17 protein-coding genes and 2 pseudogenes are annotated in these 25,133 nt (G+C 70.3%); 5 read left to right on the forward strand and 14 right to left on the reverse strand.

The features are described from left to right. Positions 1-27: 27 nt before the first annotated feature. A complete protein-coding gene (locus ACWCSV_RS31055) occupies positions 28-654 on the reverse strand; it encodes a TetR/AcrR family transcriptional regulator (RefSeq protein WP_451147938.1) in 627 nt (208 codons plus the stop codon). Between the two features lie 87 nt (positions 655-741). On the opposite strand from ACWCSV_RS31055, the gene ACWCSV_RS31060 reads away from it, so the two are divergent. Then, positions 742-1,881, forward strand: a complete 1,140-nt coding sequence (locus tag ACWCSV_RS31060; protein ID WP_451147940.1) for an acyl-CoA dehydrogenase family protein — start codon at positions 742-744, stop codon at positions 1,879-1,881. 80 nt (positions 1,882-1,961) lie between these two features. Here ACWCSV_RS31060 and ACWCSV_RS31065 read toward each other — a convergent pair whose 3' ends face one another. The 6 genes from ACWCSV_RS31065 to ACWCSV_RS31090 all read right to left on the reverse strand — a co-directional run bounded on the left by ACWCSV_RS31065 (position 1,962) and on the right by ACWCSV_RS31090 (position 10,773). Continuing rightward, on the reverse strand, positions 1,962-3,794 hold the full coding sequence (locus tag ACWCSV_RS31065) for an AMP-dependent synthetase/ligase (protein ID WP_451147942.1): 1,833 nt from the start codon (positions 3,792-3,794) through the stop codon (positions 1,962-1,964). A 121-nt stretch (positions 3,795-3,915) separates the two neighbouring features. After that, the gene (locus tag ACWCSV_RS31070) at positions 3,916-6,090 is read right to left on the reverse strand and encodes a 3-hydroxyacyl-CoA dehydrogenase NAD-binding domain-containing protein (RefSeq protein ID WP_451147944.1); all 2,175 of its coding nucleotides are present in this window, start codon (positions 6,088-6,090) and stop codon (positions 3,916-3,918) included. A 42-nt stretch (positions 6,091-6,132) separates the two neighbouring features. Then, positions 6,133-7,347 (reverse strand): acetyl-CoA C-acetyltransferase, encoded by a 1,215-nt coding sequence (locus ACWCSV_RS31075; RefSeq protein ID WP_451147946.1) that lies wholly within the window; start codon positions 7,345-7,347, stop codon positions 6,133-6,135. Between the two features lie 78 nt (positions 7,348-7,425). Beyond that, positions 7,426-8,574 (reverse strand): acyl-CoA dehydrogenase family protein, encoded by a 1,149-nt coding sequence (locus ACWCSV_RS31080; protein ID WP_451147948.1) that lies wholly within the window; start codon positions 8,572-8,574, stop codon positions 7,426-7,428. Then, complete coding sequence (locus tag ACWCSV_RS31085; protein ID WP_451147950.1) at positions 8,571-9,596, reverse strand: LLM class F420-dependent oxidoreductase; 1,026 nt, start codon at positions 9,594-9,596, stop codon at positions 8,571-8,573. The genes ACWCSV_RS31080 and ACWCSV_RS31085 overlap by 4 nt, the downstream gene beginning before the upstream one ends. A gap of 22 nt (positions 9,597-9,618) precedes the next feature. Next, positions 9,619-10,773, reverse strand: coding sequence for a CaiB/BaiF CoA transferase family protein (locus ACWCSV_RS31090; protein ID WP_451147952.1), 1,155 nt, complete (start codon positions 10,771-10,773; stop codon positions 9,619-9,621). Between the two features lie 263 nt (positions 10,774-11,036). On the opposite strand from ACWCSV_RS31090, the gene ACWCSV_RS31095 reads away from it, so the two are divergent. From ACWCSV_RS31095 to ACWCSV_RS31110, 4 genes and pseudogenes are all read left to right on the forward strand, one after another. Continuing rightward, on the forward strand, positions 11,037-11,756 hold the full coding sequence (locus ACWCSV_RS31095) for a TetR/AcrR family transcriptional regulator (protein WP_451147954.1): 720 nt from the start codon (positions 11,037-11,039) through the stop codon (positions 11,754-11,756). Positions 11,757-11,823: 67 nt separating this feature from the next. Further along, positions 11,824-12,288, forward strand: a pseudogene (locus ACWCSV_RS31100) (DUF4334 domain-containing protein); the annotation flags it as partial. Positions 12,289-12,407: 119 nt separating this feature from the next. Next, on the forward strand, positions 12,408-13,499 hold the full coding sequence (locus ACWCSV_RS31105; protein ID WP_451147956.1) for an NAD(P)-dependent alcohol dehydrogenase: 1,092 nt from the start codon (positions 12,408-12,410) through the stop codon (positions 13,497-13,499). Positions 13,500-13,621: 122 nt separating this feature from the next. Next, entirely contained in the window at positions 13,622-14,821 is a 1,200-nt protein-coding gene (locus ACWCSV_RS31110; protein ID WP_451147958.1) for a TetR/AcrR family transcriptional regulator, read from the forward strand. A gap of 266 nt (positions 14,822-15,087) precedes the next feature. Here the strand turns inward: ACWCSV_RS31110 and ACWCSV_RS31115 are convergent, their stop codons facing one another. The 7 genes and pseudogenes from ACWCSV_RS31115 to ACWCSV_RS31145 form a co-directional block, all read right to left on the reverse strand. After that, the gene (locus ACWCSV_RS31115) at positions 15,088-15,273 is read right to left on the reverse strand and encodes a hypothetical protein (protein ID WP_451147960.1); all 186 of its coding nucleotides are present in this window, start codon (positions 15,271-15,273) and stop codon (positions 15,088-15,090) included. Between the two features lie 196 nt (positions 15,274-15,469). Next, on the reverse strand, positions 15,470-16,687 hold the full coding sequence (locus ACWCSV_RS31120) for an oxygenase MpaB family protein (protein ID WP_451147962.1): 1,218 nt from the start codon (positions 16,685-16,687) through the stop codon (positions 15,470-15,472). Between the two features lie 382 nt (positions 16,688-17,069). Next, positions 17,070-19,529: a PA14 domain-containing protein gene (locus ACWCSV_RS31125; RefSeq protein ID WP_451147964.1), complete on the reverse strand. Its 2,460-nt coding sequence runs from the start codon at positions 19,527-19,529 to the stop codon at positions 17,070-17,072. A 329-nt stretch (positions 19,530-19,858) separates the two neighbouring features. Further along, a complete protein-coding gene (mmsB, locus tag ACWCSV_RS31130) occupies positions 19,859-21,103 on the reverse strand; it encodes a multiple monosaccharide ABC transporter permease (protein ID WP_451147966.1) in 1,245 nt (414 codons plus the stop codon). Next, the gene (mmsA, locus tag ACWCSV_RS31135) at positions 21,100-22,671 is read right to left on the reverse strand and encodes a multiple monosaccharide ABC transporter ATP-binding protein (protein WP_451147970.1); all 1,572 of its coding nucleotides are present in this window, start codon (positions 22,669-22,671) and stop codon (positions 21,100-21,102) included. Before mmsA ends, mmsB begins: the two co-directional genes overlap by 4 nt. Before the next feature lie 68 nt (positions 22,672-22,739). Next, positions 22,740-23,849: a multiple monosaccharide ABC transporter substrate-binding protein gene (gene chvE / locus ACWCSV_RS31140; RefSeq protein WP_451147968.1), complete on the reverse strand. Its 1,110-nt coding sequence runs from the start codon at positions 23,847-23,849 to the stop codon at positions 22,740-22,742. Positions 23,850-24,968: 1,119 nt separating this feature from the next. Continuing rightward, positions 24,969-25,133 (reverse strand): annotated as a pseudogene (locus ACWCSV_RS31145) (arginine deiminase family protein); the annotation flags it as partial.

Consider the following 25,133-nt stretch of genomic DNA (forward strand, 5'->3'; position numbering starts at 1 on the left):
TACGGGGTACGGCGGTCCGCGCGGCGGTCAGGCGTCCAGCAGCGGGGCCAGGTAGCGGCGGGCGAAAGCCCTGGCCTGGTCCTCGTCGTCCATCTCGATGCAGCTGGCGGGGTTGAGCAGGAAGGACACGGCGACCCGCACCATGAGCTCGGCGACCGGCTCCGGATCCTCGTCCGGGCGTCCCTCCGTCTGTTGGGCGCGGCGCAGATGGGCCGTCAGGTAGGTGACGGTGGCGGAGAGCGTGAAGGCGCCCTGCACGGTCAAGTAGGGCAGTACGAGCTCGGGTTCGAGGCGGAGCAGGCCGCCGAAGAGCGGATGGGCGCGGGTGTGGCGCAGGGCGACGACGAAGCCCTCGACGACCCGTTCCTCCATGGTCGGCAGCACCGCGACCGCCGCGTCCAGCCGTTGGAAGAAGCGGCCGAGTTCGCGCAGCAGGGTGGCTTCGACCAGCTTGTCCTTGGTCTGGAAGCGCCGGAAGACGGTGACGCGGGAGACTCCGGCCCGTCTGGCGACGTCGTCGACGGAGGAGCGGCGCAGGCCCAGGAGGGTGAACTGCTCCAGCGCGCCGTCGAGGATCCGCCGCGCGGTGAGGTCCTCGGGCTCCGGCCGCGCGGGGTCCCGGGTGAGCCCCGGGTCGTTCGTGTCGGTTCTCATGGCGTTCACGATACCGGCGAACCCCTCCCCCGGAGACAATGAAACGACTATCGTCACTGAGTATCATCACGAATCCCGGAGGACCTGATGGGCAGTCGCCTCACCGAAGAACAGGCCGATTTCGTCGCGGCCATCCGTGACTTCGCCAAGCGGGAGTGCGGAACCCGCGAGCAGCGCTCCGCGCTGACCTCGGGCGGCCACGAAGCCCACAACCCCGAGCTGTACGGCAGGCTCGCCGGCCTGGGCTGGCTCGGGGTGTGCCTGCCCGAGGAGTACGGCGGGTCCGGCGGCGGGATCGCCGACGCCTGCCTCGTGCTGGAGGAGACCTCGTACGGCATGGTCCCGGCCGGGGGTTTCATCACCACCGTCATCGCCGCGAAGGCGTACGAGAAGTTCGGCACCGAGCAGCAGCGGCGAGAGGTGCTCTCCGGCGTCGTACGCGGTGACGTGCTCTCGATCGCCATGTCGGAGCCGGGGGCCGGGTCGGACGTCGGCGCGCTGCGCTGCCGGGCCGACCAGCAGCCGGACGGCACGTGGGTGATCGACGGCCAGAAGACCTGGATCTCCAACGCGCACTGCGCCAAGCACATCCTGCTGGTGGCGCGCACCGGCGAGGACAAGCACGGTGGCCTGACCATGTTCCATCTGCCCGCCGGCACCGCCGGCGTGGAGGTGCGGCGCATCGACACCATGGGGGGCCGCGAGGTCAACGACGTCTTCCTCACCGACGTGCGGCTGCCCGCCGACGCGGTCGTGGGCCAGGTGGACGGCGGCTGGCGGCAGTTGATGGCCGGGCTCAACCACGAACGGCTCTTCCTGGCCGCGAACATGCTCGGCCTGGCACGCCGCGCCTTCGACGACACGGTGACCTACGTCCGCGAACGCGAGCAGTTCGGTCGGCCGGTCGGTTCCTTCCAGGCGCTGCGGCACCGGATCGCCGATCTCGCCACCGAAATCGAGTGCACCAGGCTGCTGGTGCGCGAAACAGCCCTGGACTGCGACGCGCAACCGGAGACGCTGTTCCCGCGCGAGTCCTCGATGGCCAAGCTGAAGGCGACCGAACTCGCCAAACGGGCCGCGCTGGAGGGCATGCAGATGATGGGCGGCTACGGCTACACCACGGAGTTCGACATGGAGCGCCATCTGCGGGCCGCGGTGGTCTCCACGGTCTACGGCGGGACCAGTGAGATCCAGCGGGACGTCATCGGCAAGACCTACGGCCTCTGAGCGGGTGCCGGGATACGCGAGCGGGCGGTCCATGGGGGTGGACCGCCCGTTCGCGTGTGCCGAAGGCCTCGGGTGACGGCTCAGCCCTGGTAGAGCCCGGAGAGCGAGTCGGCGTACTTGTCCCGGATGACCCGGCGCCGCATCTTCAGCGACGGGGTCAGCTCCCCGGTCCCCGGCCCCCACTCCTCGGCGAGCAGCTCGTACCGCTTGACCTGTTCACTGCGGTTGAGCCGGGAGTTGGCGGCCTCGACCGCCCGGTCCACCTCCGCCCGGACGGCGGGGTGCTCGGCCAGGGCGGCCGGCCCTCCCGCCGTCTCCACGCCGTGGGCCGCGGCCCAGACGGGGGCGGCCTCCGCGTCGAGTACCAGCAGGGCGACCAGGTACGAGCGGTTGTCGCCGTGCACCATCGCCTGGCCGATCAGGGGGTGCTCCTTGAGCGCGTTCTCCACCAGCGCGGGCGAGACGTTCTTGCCGGTGGAGGTGACGATCATCTCCTTCTTCCGGTCGGTGAGCCAGAGGTAGCCGTCCTCGTCCGTCCGGCCGATGTCTCCGGTGGCCAGCCAGCCGTCGGGATCCAGCGCCGACCGCACCGATCCGTCCGGCTGGAGGTAACCGGAGAACACGGAGGCACCCCGCACCAGGATCTCGCCGTCCTCGGCGAGGCGGATCTCCACGGACTCCACCGGGCGCCCCACCGAGCCGAGCCGGAAACCGGCCCGGGGGCTGTTGCTGGTGGCCACGCCGGTGGTCTCGGTCAGCCCCCAGGCGTCCATGATGACGATGCCGAAACCGGCCCAGAACTTCACCACGTCGACCGGCATCGGCGCCGAGGCGCTGGCCGCCCAGGCCACCCGGTCCAGACCGCCCGCGGCCAGCATCGGCAGCAGTACGTCCTGGCGGACGCGGCTGTACCGCTCTTCGAGCTCCGGGGGCGGTGTCTCGCCCCGCTCGCGGTATCCGACATGCGCACGCGCGACCTCGAACGCCCCCTCGATGACCGACAGTTGCTCGGGCGGCATCAGCGAGAGGAGGCCCCGCACGGTGGCGGAGAGCTTCTCCCAGATCCTCGGCACACCGAAGAACTGCGCGGGGCGCACCTCTCGCACCACGGCGGCGACGCCCGCCGGATCGGGGCAGAGGTAGACGTGCGAGGCCCGGTGACAGGGCAGGTAGATGCCCAGCATCCGTTCGGCGATGTGCGCGAAGGGCAGATAGCAGATGTGCTCGACGTGCGGGGGAAGCTCCACCACGGCATCCAACGCCATCGCGTTGGACATGATTTGACGATGTGTCAACAAAGCACCCTTGGGTTCGCCGCTGGTGCCGGAGGTGTAGACGACGGTCAGCGGGTCGTCGGGGCGGGCGGTGTCCAGCCCCCCGGCGAACCGCTCCGGAACCGGTTCGCGGAGCAGGGCGGTGTACGGAAAGTGGCTGCCCTCCGCGCCCTCCTCGGCCACCACCAGGCGCTCCAGCGGGGTGTCCGCGTCGGTCAGCAGCGATTCCCACACCGCCACTTGGGCCGCCCCCTCCACCACGGCGAGGCGGGCCCGGCAGTTGCGGGCGATATGGGTGATCTGCTCGGGGGCCGTTGTGCCGTAGACGCTGACCGGGACCGCGCCGAGACGGACCAGCGCCAGGTCGGACAGCCAGTGTTCGGGCCGATTGGACATCATCAGCAGGACCCGGTCGCCCCGGCGGACTCCGAGCGCCCCGTAGCCGGCGGCGAGGCTCCGGGTGTGCTCCTCGATCTCCGCCCAGCTGAACGTCGTCCAGGCGCCGTCCTTCTCCGCCGGCTGCCAGGAGATGCCCGGCAGGTCGGGGTACTCGCGTGCGTTGCGGGCCAGCAGTTGCGGCAGGGTCCGGCCGGCCGGTGCGTCGGGCAGGTCGCCGGTGGTGCGGGGTGCTGCTGTCATCGGGGCCTCCGCGGGTCGGAAGGGAGAGAAGGGCGAGAAGGGAGAGTCCGGGGTGGGCGGGGTGCGGGAATCCCCGTGAGCTGTTCCGTGCGGGGCGGGCGCGCCACCGGTCCCGGAACGGTCAGACGTCGGTGAAGGTCTGGCCCTGGTCGGCCTTGCGCAGCAGCAGTCCGGGCGGGGCGAAGCGTTCGCCGTGCCGCTCGGCCAGCTCGCGCGCCCGGGCCACGAAGCCGGGCAGGCCGCCCTCGTATCCGTTGATGTACTGGAGCACGCCACCGGTCCACGACGGGAAGCCGATGCCGAGCAGCGAGCCGATGTTGGCGTCCGCGACCGAGACCAGCACACCCTCCTCCAGGCAGCGCACCGCGTCCAGCGCCTCGACGAAGAGCATCCTTTCCTTCATTTCGGTCAGGTCTGCGGGCTGCTTCGCGGGATCGGTGAAGTGTTCGCGCAGCCCCGGCCAGAGGCCGGTGCGCCGGCCCTCCGCGTAGTCGTAGAAGCCCCCTCCGCCGGACCGGCCGGGGCGGCCGAACTCGTCGATCATGCGGTCCACCACCGTGTCCGCCGGGTGCGGCACCCAGTTGCGGCCCGATGCCTCGATCGCCCGGCGGGTCTCCTCGCGGATCCGGCGCGGGAGGGTGAGGGTGAGCTCGTCCATCAGGTTGAGGACCTTGGCGGGGTAGCCCGCCTGGGCCGCGGCCTGCTCGACGGAGGCCGGGTCGATGCCCTCGCCGACCATCGCGACGCCCTCGTCGATGAAGTGGCCGATGACCCGGGAGGTGAAGAAGCCGCGCGAGTCGTTGACGACGATCGGGGTCTTCCTGATCCGGCGCACCAGGTCGAAGGCGCGCGCCAGGGCTTTGTCCCCGGTCTTGCCGCCCTTGATGATCTCCACCAGCGGCATCCTGTCGACCGGCGAGAAGAAGTGCAGGCCGACGAAGTCCTGGGACCGCTCCACCCCCTCGGCGAGGGCGGTGATGGGCAGGGTGGAGGTGTTGGAGCAGAGCAGTGCGCCGGGGGCGACGAGGTCCTGGATCTCCTGGAACACCTTGTGTTTGAGCCCGGTGTCCTCGAAGACGGCTTCGATCACCACGTCGCAGCCGGCCAGGTCCTGGGCGTCGGCGGTCGGGGTGATGCGGGCCAGCAGGGCTTCCGCCTGCTGTCGCGTGGACGCGGCGCGCGCGACGGCCTTGGCGCAGAGCTTCTCGGAGTAGCTCTTCCCCTTCGCCGCCGCCTGGACGGAGACGTCCTTGAGGACGACGTCGATGCCGGCCGCGGCGCAGGAGTAGGCGATCCCGGCGCCCATCATGCCCGCGCCGAGTACGGCCACCCGGGTCACCTCGCGCGGCTCGACGCCCTTCGGGCGGCCGGCGCCGTGGTTGACCGCCTGCAGGTCGAAGAAGAACGCCTGGATCATGTTCTTGGTGATCTGACCGGTGACCAGTTCGGTGAGGTACCGGGCTTCCACCACGAAGGAGGTGTCCACGTCGGTCTGGGAGCCCTCCACAGCCGCGGCGAGGATGTTGCGCGGGGCCGGGCCGGGGGCGCCGTTCGTCCTGGCCTTCAGCATCGCGGTGAGGGCGGGAAGCTGGGCGGCGAAGGCGGGGTTCGCGGGGGTGCCGCCGGGGATGCGGTGTCCGGGGGCGTCCCAGGGCTGCGCGGATACCGGGTGGTCGTCGATGAACACCCTTGCCCTGTTGAGGAGTTCGCCGGGGTCGGCGGCGATCTCGTCCACCAGTCCGGCCTCCAGGGCGCGCGCCGGTCCGTACTGGGCGCCCTCCAGGAGGACCTTCCGCAGGGCGTCGGCCACCCCGAACATGCGGACCGTGCGGGTCACTCCGCCGCCACCCGGCAGCAGGCCCAGGGTGACTTCGGGGAGCCCGACGCGGGCGGTGGGCACGTCGAGCACCACGCGGTGGTGGCAGGCGAGGGCGATCTCGTAACCTCCGCCCAGGGCGGCGCCGTTGATCGCGGCGACGACCGGCTTGCCCAGGGTCTCCAGGATCCGCAGGGAGCGCTTGACGCGCATCCCGGCCTCGAAGGAGGCGCCGGCGGTCTCCGGGGTGACGGACATCAGGTCGTGCAGGTCGCCGCCGGCGAAGAAGCTCTTCTTGGCGGAGGTCACGATGACGCCGCGGAGTGTGCCGCGGGCGGCCGAGAGCCGCGTCGCGACGGCGTCCAGCGAGTCGATGAACGCGGCGTTCATGGTGTTGGCGGACTGGCCGGGGTCGTCGAGGACGAGGGTGACGACGTGGTCGTCGGACTCTTCCCAGCGGATGGTCGTGCTCTCGGTCATGGGTGTCTTCTCCGTAGGCGGGAGCGGGCAGGGGGCGGCGGGTCAGAGGCGTTCGACGACGGTGGCGATGCCCATGCCGCCGCCGACGCACAGCGTGGCCAGCCCGTACCGAAGGTCGCGGCGCTCCAGTTCGTCCACGAGGGTGCCGAGGATCATCGCGCCGGTGGCGCCGAGGGGGTGGCCGAGGGCGATGGCTCCGCCGTTGACGTTGACCCTGTCCAGGCTCAGCCCCATGTCCTTGGCATAGCGCAGGACGACGGCGGCGAAGGCTTCGTTGATCTCGACCAGGTCGATGTCCTCCATGGTCAGTCCGGCCTTGGCGAGCGCCTTGCGGGAGGCCGGGGCGGGACCGGTCAGCATGATGGTGGGTTCGGCCCCGGACACCGCGGCGGAGACGATCCGGGCGCGCGGGGTCAGGCGGTGGCGCTCGCCGGCTTCCTTGCTGCCGATGGCGACCAGGGCTGCGCCGTCGACGATGCCGGAGGAGTTGCCCGCGTGGTGGACGTGGTCGATCCGCTCCACCCAGTGGTACTTCTGCAGCGCCACCGCGTCGAAGCCGCCGAGGTCGCCGGCGGTGGCGAAGGAGGGCTTGAGGGCGGCGAGCGAATCGGCGGTGGTGCCGGGCCGGAGGTGCTCGTCCCGGTCGAGGACCGGCAGCCCGTTGCGGTCCCGTACGGGAACGACCGAGCGGTCGAAGCGCCCGTCCTTCCACGCGGCGGCGGCCCGCTCCTGGGAGAGCGCCGCGTAGGAATCCACGTCGTGCCGGGTGAAGCCCTCCAGGGTGGCGATCAGGTCGGCGCCGATGCCCTGCGGGACGAAGCCGGTGTCGTGGCTGGTACGCGGGTCCAGTGCCCAGGCGCCGCCGTCACTGCCCATCGGGACGCGCGACATGGACTCCACACCGCCCGCCAGCACCAGGTCCTCCCACCCCGAGCGGACCTTCATGGCGGCCATGTTGACGGCCTCCAGACCTGACGCGCAGAAGCGGTTCTCCTGCACACCGGCCACCGTCTCCGGCAGGCCCGCGAGGAGGGCTGCGGTACGGGCGATGTCGGCGCCCTGGTCACCGACCGGGCTGACCACGCCGAGCACGATGTCGTCGACCGCCGCCGGGTCGAGCTCCGGGAAGCGGCGCAGGGTCTCATGGATCAGGCCGACGACCAGGTCGATCGGCTTGCTGCCGTGCAGGGCGCCATCGGCCTTGCCGCGACCGCGCGGGGTGCGGATCGCGTCGTACACGTACGCTTCGGTGCTCACCTTGGTGCCTTCCGTGTCGGATCTGCCTGAGGGACGTCTGGTACGCAGCACGGGTGGTGTGGGGAAGCCGGCCGGTGCTCAGCGGAGCAGCGAGCGGCCGATGATCTCCTTCATGATCTCGGTGGTGCCGCCGTAGATGGTCTGGACGCGGCTGTCGAGAAATGCCCGGGCCACCGGGAACTCGCTCATGTAGCCGTAGCCGCCGTGCAGTTGAAGGCACCGGTCGGCTATCCGCTTCTGCAGTTCGGTGGCCCACCACTTGGCCATCGAGGCGTGCACGGCGTCGAGCCGGCCCTGGCTGTGGTCGAGGACGCAGCGGTCCAGGAAGGCGCGGGTGACCGCCGCCTCGGTGGTCATCTCGGCGATCTCGAAGCGGACGTGCTGGAGCTTCGCCAGCGGCCTGCCGAACGCCTCGCGCTCCTTGACGTACCGCGTGGTCACGTCCAGGACCTGCTCGGCCCCGGCTGCGGCGCCGACCGCGATGGCCAGCCGCTCCTGGGCGAGGTTGTCCATGAGGTGGGCGAAGGCCCGGTTCTCCTCGCCCAGCAGGTTCTCCCTGGGGACGCGCACGTCGTCGAAGAACAACTCGGCGGTGTCCTGGGCCTTCTGGCCGATCTTGTCGAGGTTGCGGCCACGCTCGAAGCCGGGCGCGCCGCGCTCCACGACGAGCAGGCTCTGTCCGCCGCTGCCGCCCTCGGGGGTGGTGCGGGCGACGACGATCACGAGGTCGGCGAGGATGCCGTTGGAGATGAAGGTCTTCGCACCGTTGAGCAGGTAGTGGTCGCCCTGGTCGGTGGCGGTGGTGCGGATGCCCTGGAGGTCGGAACCGGCGCCGGGTTCCGTCATGGCGATGGCGGTGACGAGGTCTCCGGAGACGAACCCGGGCAGCCAGCGGCGTTTCTGCTCCTCGTCGGCGAGCCGCGTCAGGTACGGCCCGACGATGTCGTTGTGCAGGCTCAGCGCCGGTCCGGAGGCGCCTGCGCGGGCCAACTCTTCGATGAGGACGGCGCTGTAGCGGAAGTCTTCGGTCCCTCCGCCGCCGTACTCCTCGGCGACGGCCATGCCGAGCAGGCCCTGGCGGCCCGCCGAGCGCCATACCTCGCGGTCCACGACGCCGTTCTTCTCCCAGCGTTCGTGGTGCGGGGACGACTCCTTGGCGAGGAAGGTCCGCACCGTCGCGCGGAACGCCTCGTGGTCGGGTCCGTACAGGTCGCGTTCGAGTGTCACAGCCAGCTCCTCACGTGCTCGATCAGCCGGGCGGGATCCGGTCCGACGGGAGTGACGTCGAGCATGGTCACTCCGGCCTCGCGGAAGGCCTCGACCCGGTCGCGTACGTGCCCCTCGGGGCCGGCCAGGCAGAGTTGCTCCAGCAGTCGCGCCGGTACGGCCGCCTCCGCGTCCTTCTTGCGTCCCGCGAGGTAGTGCTCCTGGATGGCGGCCGCGGCGGACTCGTAGCCGTAGGAGCAGACCAGGTCGTGGTAGAAGTTGCGGCCGGGCGCGCCCATGCCACCGACGTAGAGGGCGATGGTGGGGCGCATCAGGTCGCGGACCGCCTCCGCGTCGTCGCCGATGGCCAGCAGGCCGCCCGCCACGACCGAGAGCGGGCCGAGAGCGGGGTCACGCACGGCGGCGCCCTCGGCCAGCGACCGGCCCCAGACCTCGGTGGCGTGCTCGGGAACGTAGAGGAACGGCAGCCAGCCGTCGGCGATCTCGGCGGCCATCTTGACGTTGGCCGGACCGAGCGCGGCGAGGTAGACCGGGATGGTGTCGCGGACCGGGTGGTTCAGCAGCTTCAGCGGCTTGCCGGGGGTGCCGCCCTTCTGCGGTGGCAGAGGCAGCTCGGTGATGCCGCGGTGTTCGATCACCTCGCGCCGCCAGATCCGCCGGGACAGTTCGACCACCTCGCGGGTGCGGCCCAGCGGGCGGTCGTAGCGGCGGCCGTGCCACCCCTCGACCACCTGGGGGCCGGACGCGCCGACGCCGAGAAGGGCGCGGCCCCCGCTGATGGCGTCGAGGCCGGCCGCGGTCTGGGCGATCAGTGCGGGGGTTCGCGAGTAGACGTTGAGGATGGCCGCGCCGATCCGCATCCGCTCGGTCTTCGCGGCGAGGTATCCCATGATCGTCGGGGAGTCGAAGCCGTACGCCTCGGCTACCCAGACGACGTCGAGGCCCGCGGACTCCAGGGCGGCGGCGCTGTCGGCGGCGGCGCGCGGATCGCCTGCGTACGCCAGGCGCGAGGAGAGTTCCATCAGCGGTGATCCTCCGGTTCCATCAGCGGTGCTCCTCGAGCAGTTCGGGCACGTCCCAGTCGCGGGCCACGTCCGGGGTGTGCGCGCCGGGGACGGCGGGCGGGAGCCGGAGCGTGCCGGGGGTGCCGGAGAAGCGGGGGGCGGGAGCGGGCTGGGTGATGCCGTACGCCTCGGTGTAGGTGCCCCGCCCGGCGAGGTGCGGGTGGCGCGCTGCCTCGCGCAGCGAGAGGACCGGTGCGACGCAGGCATCGGTGCCTTCGAACACGGCCGTCCATTCCCGGCGGCCGGCGGTCTTGAACCGGGCGGTGAACTCGGCGCGCAGCGAAGGCCAGTTGCGCGGGTCGGTGCGGTCCGGGAGGGACGTGCCGTCCAGGCCCAGCAGGGCGACGAACACCGCGTAGAACTGGGGCTCCAGGGCGCCGACCGCCATCCAGCCGCCGTCGGAGGTCTCGTACACGCCGTAGAAGGGGCAGCCGCCGTCGAGCAGGTTGCGGCCCCGGGTCTCCTGCCAGGTGCCTTCGGCGAGCATTCCCCAGAACAGGGTGGTGAGGTGTGCGGCGCCGTCCACGATGGCGGCGTCCACTACCTGGCCGCGGCCGGTGGTACGGGCGGTGAGCAGCGCGGCGAGGACGCCGGTGACCAGGTAGAGGGAGCCGCCCGCGTAGTCGCCGAGCAGGTTGGCGGGAAGGGCCGGCGGGCCGTCCGGCGGGCCGATCATGGACAGGGTGCCGGCGGTGGCGATGTAGCCGATGTCGTGTCCGGCCCTCGGGGCGAGGGGTCCTCGCTGGCCCCAGCCGGTCATCCTGCCGTACACCAGCGCGGGATTGGCGGCCATGCACGCCTCGGGCCCGACTCCGAGGCGCTCCGCGACGCCGGGCCGGTATCCCTCCACGAGGATCTCGGCACGTGCCACCAACGCCCTTACCGCTTCAGGGCCTTCGGGCGACTTGAGGTCGACGAGGACGGAGCGCTTGTTGCGGTTGGTCACGTCGTGGGCGGGATCGCCGCCGAGCGGCGAGGGGCCGGGGCGGTCCACCCGCACCACGTCGGCACCCAGGTCGGCGAGGAGCATGGCGGCGAACGGACCAGGACCGATCCCCGCCAGTTCGACCACGCGCACGCCGTCCAGCGGGCCCGTCACGGCACGGCCGGGCGGGTCTGAGGAGTGAGGGCTCATGGGTTCCTTTCTCGGTGGGCACAGCGTTCTCGTCGCCGCCCGGCCGGGCCCTTACTGAGCGTTCGCTAAAACGTAGGAGGGAGCCACCGATCGGTCAACTCCCCCAGCAGTGCGAGTTTTTGTTGCCCCATACCGGGGAAGTGAGAGCAGGCCGGACAGCGTTCGCCCGGTTTTCCTGATCGATCGCTAAGCACCGGAGAGGAGCCGTTCCGGTCTCACGGCCGTACGATGTCGCCGATCGCCGCCCGCCCTGAGGAGAGCCGTTGAAGACCGAGCCGAGCCAGGACCCCACGCCACCGGTGGAGCACTGGCGCTCCTACGGGCCGCTCGAACTGCACCCGATCCTGCGGCACGCCATGGAAGCCTTCAACGAGCACGGCTACCACGGGACTTCGGTCCGGGACATCGCCGGACGGGTCGGTGTCACCGTGCCCGCGCTCTATTACCACTACGCGAACAAGCAGGCCCTGCTGGCCACGCTCCTCGAGGCATCCATCAAGGATGTCCTGGACCGCTGCCGGGCCGCCGCCGGGGAGGCGGGGGACGATCCGCTGGCGCGCATCTGCGGCATGGTGGAGTCGATCGTGCTCTACATGGCCCACCGCCAGCGGCTGGCCTTCCTGGACACCGAGATACGCAGCCTGGAGCCGGAGAACAGGGCCCGTTACGTGGCCCTGCGCGACTACCTGGAGCACATGCTGCTGGACACGGTCGAGACGGGCCGGGCGAAGGGCGTGTTCACCACGCCGTTCCCGGCCGACGCGGTGCGTTCGGTGCTCGTCATGTGCCAGGGGGTCGCCAACTGGTTCCGCGAGGACGGCCCGCTCACCGCCGAGGAGGTCGCCGAGCGCCACGTGCTGCTGTGCCTCGGCACCCTGGGCCACCCCGGGGCCGTCACCGGCGGCCCCGTGTTCCCGTCCGCCCGGCGCACTCCGATCGGGCCCCCCTCCCCCTCGGGTTCCGCTCCGCGCTCTACCGGATGATCCGGTGGCACCCGCCCCACACCATGGCGGCACCTCCATGGTCCGGTACCGACGAGAGGACACCCGCATGAACGCGCTCGAAGCCCGTACTCGCTTCCAGGAACTCCGGGAGCGGGACGGCCTGGTCGACCCACTCGAACTCGACTCCGTCTGGGCGGCGTTGCACACCGTCCGACCCGAGGAGGTCCTCGGCGGCTGGAAGGGCGGCGAGTTCCGCACCGGCCACCCGTTGGAAGGCATGCTGGCGAAGGCCGGCTGGTACGGCAAGTCCTTCGACTCCGTGCACGACGCCAAGCCGCTGGTCTGCCGGAACGCGGCGGGCGAGCTGTACTCCAACCTCGAACTCGGCCAGGGCGAGGCCAGTTTGTGGACCGTCGAGTTCCGGGGGGAGGCGACGGCCACCATGGTCTACGACGGCCGGCCGGTCTTCGACCACTTCAAGCAGGTGGACGACACCACCCTGATGGGGATCATGAACGCCAAGGGCGTCCCGGCCGCGGGCCCCTTCTACTACTTCTTCCTGGAGCGCGTCCCCGGGTTCCGGCTGGCCGCGGACGCCCCGCGTACCGCCGAGGTCCCGCTCGACGCGGACGCCCAGCTCACCGCCGCGTCCTCGCTCGACGCCGAGTCCTCCCGTACCTCCGAGGGATCGTGAGGCGCGTCCGGGCCGCGGTCGTGGCGGCGCCGGGCGCACCGTTCACCGTCCGGGACGCGGAGATCGGGGATCCCGGGCCGCGTGAGGCGCTGGTGCGGATGACCGCGGTGGGCGTGTGCCACACCGACCTGGGGATGCGGAACACCTGGCCCCGGCAGCTCACGCCGATGGTCTTCGGCCACGAGGGCACCGGTCTGGTCGAGGCGGTCGGCACGGAGGTCACAGGCGTGGCGCCCGGCAACCGTGTCTGCCTCACCTTCGCCAGTTGCGGGGCCTGCGGGGAGTGCCTGGCGGGCCACCCGGCGTACTGCCACGCCGCGCAGACGCTGAACTTCTCCGGTGGGCGCGAGGACGGCACGACTCCGCTCTCCCTCGACGGCGCACCGCTCCGGGCCGGCTTCTTCGGCCAGTCCAGCTTCGCGACGTACGCCGTCGTCCACGAGCGCGGCCTGGTCCGGGTTCCCGCCGACCTGCCGGCCGAGGTCGCCGCGCCGCTGGGGTGCGGCGGCCAGACGGGCGCCGGCACCGTACTCAACCGGCTGCGCCCGGGACCGGGCTCCTCGCTGGTCGTCCTGGGTGCGGGCGGGGTCGGCCTGAGCGCGCTGATGGCGGCGGTGGCCGTGGGCTGCGATCCGGTGGTGGCCGTCGACCCGGTCGCCTCCCGGCGCGCCCTGGCGGTGGAGCTCGGCGCGACGGCGGCCCTGCCGCCCGAGGGCGGCCTGGTGGCGGCGTTGCGCGAACTCACCGGCGGCGGGGCGCAGTACGTCGTGGAGACGACCGGCCGTCCGGAGATGGCCCGCCGGGCCGTCGGCGCGCTGCGCCCGCGCGGTGAACTCGCTCTCCTCGGCCTCGGCGGCGAGGTGACGTTCGACGTGATGGGCCTGCTCGCCAAGGGCGTCCGCGTCCACGGGGTGATCGAGGGCGACTCCGACCCCGGCCGCTTCGTCCCCGAGCTGATCGGCCTGTACCGGCGCGGTCTGTTCCCGGTCGACCGGCTGGTCACCACGTTCCCGTTCGAGGAGATCGAGGCGGCGGTGGCCGCCATGCGGGACGGCAGCGTGGTCAAGCCCGTCCTCACCTTTCCCTGACCACCCGTACCAGGCCCCCCCGGCGGAACGCGGACCACCGCGGGAAGTGATCCGGGAGTCACCTCCCGCGGTCCCGGCCGAGGGGGTCCGGCCCGCTGACGGCGTGTGATTGACTGCTCCGCATGGCCTCCGCCTCCCCGTCCGCCCGTCCGGCCGCGACCACCGATCCGACCGGGACCACCCGGCCCCGCAACCGCAGGCAGCTCATCGTCGAGGCGGCCGGGCGGGTCTTCAGCGAGCGCGGCTACCACGCGGCGTCCATGGAAGAGGTCGCGGCCGGCGTGGGCATCACCGCGGCCGCCCTGTACCGGCATTTCCCGAACAAGTACGCGCTGTTCGCCGAGTGCGCCGACGTCATGGTGGACGGGCTGGTCACCGCACTCGACGCGGTGCCGCCCGGCGCGGCGTTGGCGGATGTACTCGCCGCCGCCACCCGGATCACCGTCGCCCATCGCGCGTCGGGCGGCGTGTACCGGTGGGAGGCCCGCTACCTCAGCCGCGAGGACCGCCGGCGTCTCAAGGCGAAGTTCGACCGTCTCGCCGAGCGGGTGGACGAGGCGGTGCAGCGCGAGCACCCGCGGCCCGACGAGCGGCTGCGGGCCATGGCGGCCCTCGGGGCGATCGGGTCCATCACGATGCATCACACGTCCATCGCCCAACGCCGTTCCGAGGAACTGCTGTTGGCGTCGGCGCTGCGCGTGGCGGCGAGCGATCCGGCGGCGGGGCCGCCGGGTGCGCACCTCGTGGTGGAGCTGCCCGCCCAGCCGGTGCCGCGCACCCGCCGCGCAGAGATCCTCGCGGCCGCCATCCCGCTGTTCGCCCGGGACGGGTTCGTCAGCGTCACGAACGGGCAGATCGCGGAGGCGGTGGGGCTGACCCCGTCCGCGCTCTACCGGCACTACCCGGGCAAGATCGACATCCTGGCGGCGGCCTGCCTCCAGGCGGCGGGGCTGCTGGCCCAGGGGGTGGAGCGGAGTCTGCGCGAGGTGGCCGGCCCGTACGATGCCCTCGTGGCGCTGGCGGCGACGTACGTGGCCTACAGCTTCGAGTACACCGAGCTCAACAGCGTCGCCGAGGCCGAAGTCGCCGGCCTGCCGACGGCCCTTCGGCGGCCTCTGGTTCTCGCCCAGCGCGAACACATAGCCGTCTGGGAGCAGCAGCTGCGGCTGGCCCGGCCGGAGTTGGACCCGCGCCAGGCACGGGTTCTGGTGCACGCCGGATTCGGTGTGGCGGTGGAGGCCGGACGGAAGTACCGCTGGCAGGACGCCCCTGACCACCGCGAGGTCGTGACCGCCCTCGTCGTCAGCGCTCTGGGCCTGTGAACCAGGCGTCGCTTCTCGGATCATGTTCGGAGCCGGACGGCGAGGGCTGCGCGTATGACGGTGCCGAGATGGACGCGGGCGCGTTTCTCGTAGCGGGTGGCGACGGCGCGGAAGCCGTCGGGCAGCCGTGTCATGTTGCCATGACCCGGCTGTCCGACCAGTGGCGCGGCCCGGCCATCCGAACGGACAAGCCGGCCAACGCCTACCCGGCAGCACTCCACCTCGCTTCCGTCCTCATCCTGGCTCGGTGGTGACGAGCGCGCGAGTCAGCCCGCTCGGACCCCCCTGCTACGGCGCCTTCGGACCTCACGCACGAGCTGCCGGACGGTCGCGACCTGGAGCAGCGCCGCGCAGGCGATGAACCATCCCGACTCGTCTCCGTTCAGATACGCCTGCACCGCGCCGGTGACGAGCGTGAGGGCGACCAGAATGCCCACAGTCGATACAGCCAAGCCGATTCGATCAGTCACCTGCACAGTGTCTTGGCTCGATCGCCCTCGTGCCTAGCCCGCGCGACCATCTTTCACAGGCTTGCGCTGCGATCCTGTTTGCGAGAGAAGCTCCAGGGCCTGTGTGCGCTGGGCCTGTGCGCGCTGCCGGGGGCCTGCCCCGTGGCGGCCCCCAACAGCGCGTTCTGCGGCCGGCGGCTCAGCCCGGCCTGTTTCCGGTGGGGATCGTGATGGGCGTGGTGTTGCCGGAGGTGCCCTTGTTGAGGAAGAGCATGGCCAGGGCGCGTACGAACTGGTCGAACACGTAGAAGCTGCCGGGCATGACGGGCGACAGCCCCTCACGGAAGAGGATGTACGCCGGCCACGCGGTGCGGACCAGGGCGGCCGACACGTAGTCGCGCTTCAGTCCCAGCCAGTCGCCGACCTGGTCGCTGAGGACGTAGCGCACGAACTCGTTGAGGAACCCGCGCGTGACGCCGAGGTCGATCTGAGCGGTCAGACCGAGCAGCTCTTCGGCGAGAGCGATGCCTTCGGTCGACGGGGTGAGGATCGGGGTGAGCACCTGTGCCGACTGTGCCTCGGCGGCCGCCCAGGTCTGCGGGATGTACTCGTCGGGTACACCGAGCAGGTGGACCGCGACCTGCCACGAGTGCAGGAACGCCTCCTGGTCCGCGGCCGGGAACGGGACCTTCCACTCCAGCAGCTTCCGGTGCACGTAGGTGCCGAGGCTGTGGAAGGTCACCAGGATGTCGGCGGCGCTGATCGGGACGGTCTCGTCGGCGACCGCCCGCCAGTGCGGTGACCGCGGCAGCAGGTGGCGTACCGCGGCATGCACCACGCGCGTCTTGTTGGCGGTGACGACGAACTGCCCCGTCGGCTCGAAGGCCCCCAGCTGGGAGAGGTCGTAGCCGAAGGTGAACGTCTTGGCCGCCCGGTCCTGCATGTTGGCACCGCCGGCGGACCAGTAGACGCTCTTGGCCTCGCGCGGGATCACCGTGCTCATGATCCCGCCACCGAGTCCGTACAGCATGAAGAGGTACGTGTCCCTGCGCCGGTTGAAGTCGGCGGCGCGGGCCAGCTTGACGGGGTCGGCCCAGGAGGGCAGCCGGTTGACCTGCTGCAGGTACGAGGTGAACTCGGCCGGTACGCCGGTGGGCAGCGCGTCGCCGTTGTTCACCCAGGACGCCCATGCGGTGTTGATCGCCGGCACATGGCCGTTGTCGACCATCGAAGCCATCAGTGGATCCGCAAGGTCGTCCCAGATCCACGCCGGTCCGGTACCCGCCGCGGTTCCGGTCGCCCCCGCGGTTCCGGTCGTCGAGCCCGCCGCCGCCCACGCCTGGGCGGGGTTGGCCACACCCACGAGACCGAGGGCCACGCCGAGCGACAGCATCTTTCGCCTGCTGAGATTCTCCATTGACTTACCTGCTTCCCTGATGGGTCAGTTGGCTTCGAGTCGGCTTCGCAGACTTGCAAGTCGAGGTATCCACACGCGGTGGACCGCGTCACACAGATGTGATTTTCGATTAACATAGCGAGGTGCGTTGTCGTCGGCAATGGTGATGACGGAGGGGCTCTTCACCAATGTCGTTCCACAGTGGACCGGTTGGCCTTCGCAGACCCCGGTCCGCGTCCGGCCTTCGGCGATCCCGTGGCTCGGCGCTGCGGGTTCCGGAACGTGGGCCCGCCGTGCCAGCCCTCTCCACGGTCCCGCCGAGTCCGCCTTCTCCGGAGTCCCGCGAACGAGGCAGGGCCCCGACCTGGTGGTCGGGGCCCTGCCTGCGGCGTGGTCGCGGGTTCTACACGGCGCGGCCCCGGGCTCCGGCGGCGTACGCCGTCGCGGCAGCGGAGCCGTCGGCGAGGACGCCCGTGATCCGGAAGTGCGAGGTCTCACCGAGCGGAAGGGGTACGTAGCCCAGGTATTCGGCGTCCTTTCCGCTCGCCATGACGGTCCTGACCGGGGTGTAGGCGGAGGTGACCGGGTTCCAGACGCCCACGTGATAGGCCGTGACACCGGCGCACACCGCCTCGTCGGAGCAGGTCCACCGCACGGCGCCGGGACTCTCGCCCACCTTCTCCGGGTCGATGATCGTGATCGGCCCGGGAATCGCCGCGCGCGCTTCGTCGGGCCTGGTGTCGAGTTCGGTGACCGTGATCGTCGGCGCCGAGGCCACCGGCAGATGGTTCTGCCACTCGTCGGACGTCATGACGAGGAAGGTGACCGTCTCGCCGTCGGCGGGCCCGACGCAGAGCATCGTGTTCGGTATGTCGCCGGCCTGGCCGAGCTGCGCGGCGTCGTGGCATCCCGTGCTGTCGTAGTGGACGGTTCCGTCAGCCCCCTGAACCACGCGTGCGGCCGCGAATCGCACACCGCTCTCGGCGGGGGCGTCCCAGCTCAGCAGGGTTCCGTTGACGGCGGGTGCGGAAGTCAGGCCGGTGACCTGAGCGGGCGGCACACTGTCGGGGGTCACCGAGTCCGGTGCGGACATCGGCGACACGTTGCCCGCCGCGTCGGTCACCGTGACGGCGTAGGTATAGGTGGTGCCGTCGAACACCCGTGTGTCGTCCACGTACACGTAGACGGCGGATGTCGTCGGCGAGGAGGTCGTGGCGATGAGTTCAGGAGTGTCGCCGAGGGTGTCGCCCGTGGAGCGGTAGACCCGGAGGGTGCCGCCGTTGCGCAGTTCGTCCTCGGTCGAGGCATCCCAATTGATCTTCAGGGAGTGCGGGGTGTTGTCCAGGTGCGACACATTGATCACGGGAGTCTTCGGGGTGACGGTGTCGGCCGGGGTGATCTTGATGAGGGGGTCGTACCCGGAAAGGTTGCCGCTGCGGTCGGTCACGGCCACGTAGAAGCCGATGGGCCTGCCGTTGCGGGGAAGCCCGGTCGCGGTCCAGGTGGTCTTGTCGGTGAGCACCATGGCCATGTAGTCGCCCGATGCGGTCTCCCGGTAGACCCGGTAGTAGGCGAGGTCCATCTCCTTGTTGGGTGCCCAGGAGACGGTCGCGGAGTCGGTGGCCCCGTCGTACCTGACCTTGACATCGGTGGGGGCGAGTGGGGCGACCTTGTCCACGGCAGGGTCGGTACGCGGCGTGTAGTCGAACTTGGCGGCGGCGGCGCCGGTCCAGTTGACGTAGTCGATCCGCAGGGTGTGCGTGCCCTTCGGAACCGTGAGGTTGACCGTCTTGGAGACGGTGGCGGACCCGTTCTTCCACAGGTCGATCTCGCGCACCCCGTCCAGGTAGACCCGGATGCCGTCCTGACCGGACGCGGCGAACGCGAACGGACCCCCGGACCCGAAATCACGGGTCACCTGCCAGCGCACACCGAAGTTGTCCGCACCCACGCCCGTGACCCCGGGCGACTTCGTGCCCCAGTTCTCATTGACCGAGGCATCGGTGTCCGTGCTCCTGGGCGTGCCGGCGAAGGTGGTGTTCGCGTAGAACTGGCGCAGGAAGACCGGGTTCTGCGTGACCGAGACGTCGGCCGTCCCCGCCGACAGGTTGCCGGACCTGTCGACCGCGCGGATCTCGTAGAGGTGGGTGGCAGTTCCCGCCGTCGTGTCGGTGAAGGATGTCCCGGTGACCGTGGCGAAGGGACTGCCGAAGGAGGTCTGCCCCGCGGCGCGACGGTAGACGCGGTAACCGGCGAGGTCCATCTCCTTGTTCGCCGACCACCGCAGGAAGTTCCGTCCGGTGCCGGCGTCCCTCGCGATGGACAGGCCCCCCGGCGCGAGCGGAGCGACGCGGTCCAGAGCCGCACCGGTACGCGGCGTGTAGCCGAACTTGGCGGCGGCGGCGCCGGTCCAGTTGACGTAGTCGATCCGCAGGGTGTGCGTGCCCTTCGGAACCGTGAGGTTGACCGTCTTGGAGACGGTGGCGGACCCGTTCTTCCACAGGTCGATCTCGCGCACCCCGTCCAGGTAGACCCGGATGCCGTCCTGGCCCGACGCGGCGAACGCGAACGGACCCCCGGACCCGAAATCACGGGTCACCTGCCAGCGCACACCGAAGTTGTCCGCACCCACGCCCGTGACCCCGGGCGACTTCGTACCCCAGTTCTCATTGACCGAAGCATCGCAGTCGGTGCGTTTCGCCGCGCCCGAGAAGCCGGTGTTCGCGAAGAACTGCCGGGTAAAGGTGTTCGTCGCACATGTTGCCGCTGAAGCCGACGTGGTGGCGAAGGCCACCAGACCTCCCGTCAACGTGACCACCACCGCGGTCGCGGCGGCCAGACGGGATCTGCCGACACTGATCACTGAATTCCCTTCGATGCCCCGATGGCTGCCGCTCGGACAGCCTTACGACGTTTGATCAATGGGCGCCGCCTGTGGTTGTACGACCGGGCGGACTTTCATCCACGTGCCAACTCCGCTTCCGGGAGAATGACTTCGTCATCCTGGCCCGGTCGTTCCCGCTGGGTCGCGGCGGACTCGGGAGATCGGCAAAGAGGAAAACGTCCTTGGTCCGACAAGGGTTCGGACCGGGCGCGGACAGGTGTGAGCGGCCGGCCCCGTGTCGCGGACCCCGTGACACGGCTGTGCCCGCCGGTGAATGAGCCGGCGGGCACAGCCGTGTCGCAGCGGGATCAGGCGCCCGCCCTCCGCTTGTTCCAGACATCGAAGCCGACCGCTGCCAGCAGCACGAGGCCCTTGATGACCTGCTGCCAGTCGGTTCCCACTCCGACCAGGTTCATGCCGTTGTTGAGCACGCCGAGGACCAGGCCGCCGATGATGGCTCCCAGTACGGTGCCCACGCCACCGCTCATCGACGCGCCGCCGATGAACGCGGCTGCGATGGCCTCCAGTTCGAAGTTGACGCCCGCCTTCGGCGAGGCCGCGTTGAAGCGCGCCGCGAAGACGAGGCCGGCCAGCGCCGCGAGCATCCCCATGTTGAGGAAGACCGCGAAGGTCACCTTCTTGTCCCTGACCCCGGACAGCTTCGCGGCGGGCAGGTTCCCGCCGATCGCGTACACATGGCGTCCGATCACGGCGTTGCGCATCACGTATCCGAAGCCGACCAGCAGCACGGCCAGGATCAGCAGCACCACGGGCGCACCCTTGTAGCTGGCGAGCAGCAGGGTCGTGACCAGGACCGCGGCGACCAGCGCCGTCGTCTTCAGCACGAACAGGCCCGTGGGGAGCGTCTCCAGGGTGAACTCGCGCTGACGCCGGCGGTCGCGAACCTCCTGGAGCACCACGTACGCGGCCAGCCCGAGCCCCAACAGCACTGTGATGTTGTGGTAGTTGGTCTCCGGTCCGACCTCGGGCAGGAACCCGTTGGCGACCTTCTGCAGCCCGTCGGGGAACGGGCCGAGCGTCTGTCCCTTGAGGAAGATCTCCGTGAGTCCGCGGAACAGCAGCATGCCCGCGAGGGTCACGATGAACGACGGGATGCCGACGTAGGCGATGAAGAAGCCCTGGAGCGCGCCGGCGGCGGCTCCCAGCAGCAGGGTGAGCAGCACCGCGACGGGCCAGGAGACGTGGTGCTCGACCATGAGCACGGCCCCGATGCCGCCCACCAGGGCCATCAGGGAGCCCACCGACAGGTCGATGTGCCCGGCGATGATGACGATCATCATGCCGATGGCCAGGATGAGGATGTAGCTGTTCTGCAGCACCAGGTTGGAGACGTTGCGCGGCAGCAGGAGGTCGCCGCCCGTCCAGATCTCGAACAGGAGCACGATCAGGCCGAGGGCGAAGAGCATCCCGTACTGGCGCATGTTGCGCCGTACGCCGTCCAGGAGGACCCGGCCCACCGATCCCGCGGTGGATCCGGTGCCGTCGCCCGGTGGCGCCTGCGTGGTCGTGTTCGTGCTGACGTCGGTGCTCATGCCTGGTGTCCTTCGGTGGGGGTGGCACCTGCGGTGACTGCCGGTGGTGCGGGGGTGTCCCGGGTCATGTGCCGCATCAGCACTTCCTGGGTGGCGTCCTCGCGGGACACCTCGCCGGTCAGCCGTCCGGCGGCCATGGTGTAGATGCGGTCGCACATGCCGAGCAGTTCGGGCAGCTCGGAGGAGATGAAGAGGATCGCCTTGCCCTCGGCGGCGAGCCGGTTGATCACGGTGTAGATCTCGAACTTGGCTCCCACGTCGACCCCGCGGGTGGGTTCGTCGAGGATCAGTACGTCAGGTCCTGCGAGGATCCACTTGCTCAGGACGACCTTCTGCTGGTTGCCGCCTGAGAGCCGCCCGACCGGTTCGAGGACGTTCGGGGCCTTGATGTTCATGGTCCGCCGGTAGCGTTCGGCGACCTTGCGCTCCTCGTGGGCGTCCACGACGCCCCGCCGGGCGAGGGAGCCGAGCGAGGCGAGCGAGATGTTCCGGCTCACGGTGTCGCCGAGGTCGAGGCCGTAGTGCTTGCGGTCCTCGGTGACGTACGCGATGCCGCCCGCGACCGCCTCGGGAACCGTCCGCGTCCGTACCTCGCGGCCGTCCCTGAGGACGGAGCCGTGCTCGTAGTGGCCGTAGGAGCGGCCGAACACGCTCATCGCCAGCTCGGTCCGGCCCGCGCCCATGAGCCCGGCGATGCCGACGATCTCCCCGCGGCGGACCGCGAGGGAGACTCCGTCGACCACCTTGCGGCTGCGGTCGAGGGGGTGTCGCACGGTCCAGTCACGGATCTCCAGGGCCGGTTCGGTGTCGGCCGCACCGTCGTAGGGCGTGCGGTCGGGGAAACGGCTGTCGAGGTCCCGTCCCACCATGCCGCGGATGATGCGTTCCTCGGTGGTGGCCGGGTCCTTGACGTCCAGGGTCTCGATGGAGCGCCCGTCGCGGAGGATGGTGACGGAGTCGGCGATCCTGGCGATCTCGTTCAGCTTGTGCGAGATGATGATCGAGGTGATGCCCTGCCCCTTCAACTCCCCCATCAGCCGCAGAAGTTTGGCGCTGTCCTCGTCGTTGAGCGCGGCGGTGGGTTCGTCGAGGATCAGCAGCCGTACGTCCTTCGCCAGGGCCTTCGCGATCTCCACGAGCTGCTGCTTGCCCACCCCGATGTCGGCGACCCGGGTCTCGGGGTGTTCGTCGAGCCCGACCCGCTTGAGCAGGGCGGAAGCACGGCGCAGCGCCTCACGCCAGTCGATGATGCCCCGCCGGGACGGCTCGTTGCCGAGGAAGATGTTCTCGGCGATCGACAGGTAGGGAACCAGCGCGAGTTCCTGGTGGATGATGACGATGCCGCGCCGTTCGCTGGCCCGGATGTCCTTGAAGCGGCACGGCTCGCCGTCGAAGACGATCTCGCCCTCGTAGGTGCCGTGCGGGTGGACGCCGGACAGCACCTTCATGAGCGTCGACTTGCCGGCCCCGTTCTCGCCGCACAGGGCGTGCACCTCGCCGTGCGCCACGGAGAGGGTCACCTCCGACAGTGCTCTGACCCCGGGGAAGGTCTTGACGATGGACCGCATCTCCAGGACGGGTCCGCTCGGGGGCGGAGTCGGGGCGGGCGCCTCGGAGGACTGGGCAGCGGCGGGGGTCACCCCAGCTCCTTGGCGTCGATGTAACCGGAGTCGACCAGGACCTTCTGGTAGTTCGACTTGTCGACGCTGATCGGGTCGAGCAGGTAGGCCGGGACGATCTTCTTGCCGTTGTCGTACGTGGTGTCGTCGTTGGTCTCGGGCTTCTTCCCGTCGAGGACGGCGGACACCATGTCCGCGGCGACCTTGGCGAGAGCCCTGGTGTCCTTGTAGACGGTCTGGGTCTGCTCGCCCGCGATGATCGACTTCACGGAGGCGACCTCCGCGTCCTGGCCGGTGACGATCGGCAGCGGCTTGGCGGTGCTTCCGTAGTCGTCGGACTTCAGGGCGGACAGGATGCCGATGGAGATGCCGTCGTACGGGGAGAGCACGGCGTCGACCCGGGCGGAGGAGTAGGCGGAGGTCAGCAGGTCGTCCATGCGCTTCTGCGCCGTCCCTCCGTCCCAGCGCAGGGTGGTGACCTGGTTGAGCTGCGTCTGCTTGGAGCGGACGACCAGCTGCTTCTTGTCGAAGTAGGGCTTGAGCACCTTCATGGCACCGTTGAAGAAGTACTTGGTGTTGTTGTCGTCGTTGGACCCGGCGAACAGCTCGATGTTGAAGGGGCCCTTCTTCGCCCCGTCCTTCAGACCCAGCTTGTCGACGATGTACGTGGCCTGGAGCTCGCCGACCTTCTCGTTGTCGAAGGAGGCGTAGTAGTCGACGTGGTCGGAGCCCAGGATGAGCCGGTCGTAGGAGATCACCGGAATGTCGGCGTCGGCCGCCTGCTGCAGGACGTTGGAGAGCGCCTCACCGTTGATGGCGGCCACGACGAGGGCGTCGACCCCCTGGGTGATCATGTTCTCGATCTGGGCGACCTGCTGGTCGGGGTCGTCCTCGCCGTACTGCAGTGTCGTGGCGAAGCCGGCCTTCTTCAGGCTCGTGGTCATGTTCTTGCCATCGGCGATCCACCTCTCGGAGGACTTGGTGGGCATGGCGATGCCGATGGTCAGGTCCTTCTTGTCCTTCGACTCCTCGCTGCCCCCCTCACTGCTCTGTCCGCAAGCGGTCAGGAGCAGGGCACAACCGGTGGTCACGGCCAGCAGGGCGTATGCGGATCGGAATTTCGTCATGGGCGTTACCTGGCATTCCCGTCGTCGAGGCGGCTCGGTCCGGAACGGCCTCGGCGACAGCAAGCATGCTCGCTCCGCTGGACGGCGTCGTCCCGGCTTGGCGGCCGAGGTTCAGCAGTCCCGGCAGAGCTCGATTGTTAGCGCTCACAATGGGGTCGTACAAGAGGCGTTGGGGGTTTTTCTCGCGTCGATACCCAGCCGTAAGCAGGAAGATGTGCGGCAAACGCGGTGCATACCGCAGAAAGCGTGCGTCCGCCGACGAGCCACGACGCCGCACGGGAGCGGCGGCGCACCTCGGTGGAGCGCCGCCGGACACGCGCGAGCACCGCGAAGTACACTCGTGCGCAAGGGAGATGAACGGACACCCCCGGCGACCCGACGAACACCCTTTCCATCGGGTCGACTTCGCATGCATGGACGTCACCGGGGCGCCGCATGGATCAATCAGCCGCCCTCGGAGCCGCGTTCAGGGCCGTGGTCCACGAGTAGCGGCGTGCGGAATAGCCGTGTGAGCGGGTGCTCGGCGCGCCTGCACCGTCGGCCGCTCCGTGGGTACCGGTCCCCGCGGCTGGGCTCCACGCGGCAGCTGGGCTCCACGCGGCAGTTGGGCTCCACGCGGCAGTTGGGCTGCACGAGCGGCCTGGCACACGGGCTCGCGGCGACCCGGACGTCACCCGGCGGCTGCCGACGATGTGGCATCCGCCGGTCCATGAGCGCGGTCCGCTCCGACTGACCCGGCAGACGGCAGACGGCAGACGGCAGACGGCAGACGTTGATCACTTCACTCGCGTGCCCTCGCGGGCCCGTCCCTCGTGACCGAGGCGGGAGTTCTCCTGACCGCGCCGGCCCCTCCTGACCGCGCCCGTTCGTCGTGACCTCGCCCGTACGTCGTGACCGCGCCGACAGGATCAGTCCGTACGTTCACCCTCGGCCTGCGAAGGCTCGGTCCTGGCCGCCATGGGATGAACGGCGTCACCGGAACGGGACCTCTCCCTCGTGTCCTCGCGCTCACCCTCCGCCTGAGAAGGGGTGTCTTCGTAGAGACCGTGCTGATCGCTCGTTCCCTTTTCTGTGTTTCCCACGGCCCTTCCTCCTTGGCTCGGCTCCCATCCATCCTCCCCCAGCATCGGTGAGCGCGCGCACGGAGGAGGACGGACCGGGAATCGGCTGCCGAGCGGGTCGGACCGCAGTGCGCTCGCTCATCCCGACGAGCACCGCGCCCCGGCCGATCACCAGCACGTCCCCGCCCTCGATGGTCGACGGGTAGTCGTGCTGGCCCTGCGA

The sequence above is a fragment of the Streptomyces sp. NPDC001770 genome, assembly GCF_053596135.1.

Coding starts and splice junctions, on each gene's coding strand:
- ACWCSV_RS31055 (WP_451147938.1), bottom strand. CDS start 654: ATGAGAACCGACACGAACGACCCGGGGCTCACCCGGGACCCCGCGCGG.
- ACWCSV_RS31085 (WP_451147950.1), bottom strand. CDS start 9,596: ATGGAACTCTCCTCGCGCCTGGCGTACGCAGGCGATCCGCGCGCCGCC.
- ACWCSV_RS31090 (WP_451147952.1), bottom strand. CDS start 10,773: ATGAGCCCTCACTCCTCAGACCCGCCCGGCCGTGCCGTGACGGGCCCG.
- ACWCSV_RS31110 (WP_451147958.1), top strand. CDS start 13,622: ATGGCCTCCGCCTCCCCGTCCGCCCGTCCGGCCGCGACCACCGATCCG.
- mmsA (WP_451147970.1), bottom strand. CDS start 22,671: ATGCGGTCCATCGTCAAGACCTTCCCCGGGGTCAGAGCACTGTCGGAG.
- ACWCSV_RS31060 (WP_451147940.1), top strand. CDS start 742: ATGGGCAGTCGCCTCACCGAAGAACAGGCCGATTTCGTCGCGGCCATC.
- ACWCSV_RS31070 (WP_451147944.1), bottom strand. CDS start 6,090: ATGACCGAGAGCACGACCATCCGCTGGGAAGAGTCCGACGACCACGTC.
- mmsB (WP_451147966.1), bottom strand. CDS start 21,103: ATGAGCACCGACGTCAGCACGAACACGACCACGCAGGCGCCACCGGGC.
- ACWCSV_RS31120 (WP_451147962.1), bottom strand. CDS start 16,687: ATGGAGAATCTCAGCAGGCGAAAGATGCTGTCGCTCGGCGTGGCCCTC.
- chvE (WP_451147968.1), bottom strand. CDS start 23,849: ATGACGAAATTCCGATCCGCATACGCCCTGCTGGCCGTGACCACCGGT.
- ACWCSV_RS31065 (WP_451147942.1), bottom strand. CDS start 3,794: ATGACAGCAGCACCCCGCACCACCGGCGACCTGCCCGACGCACCGGCC.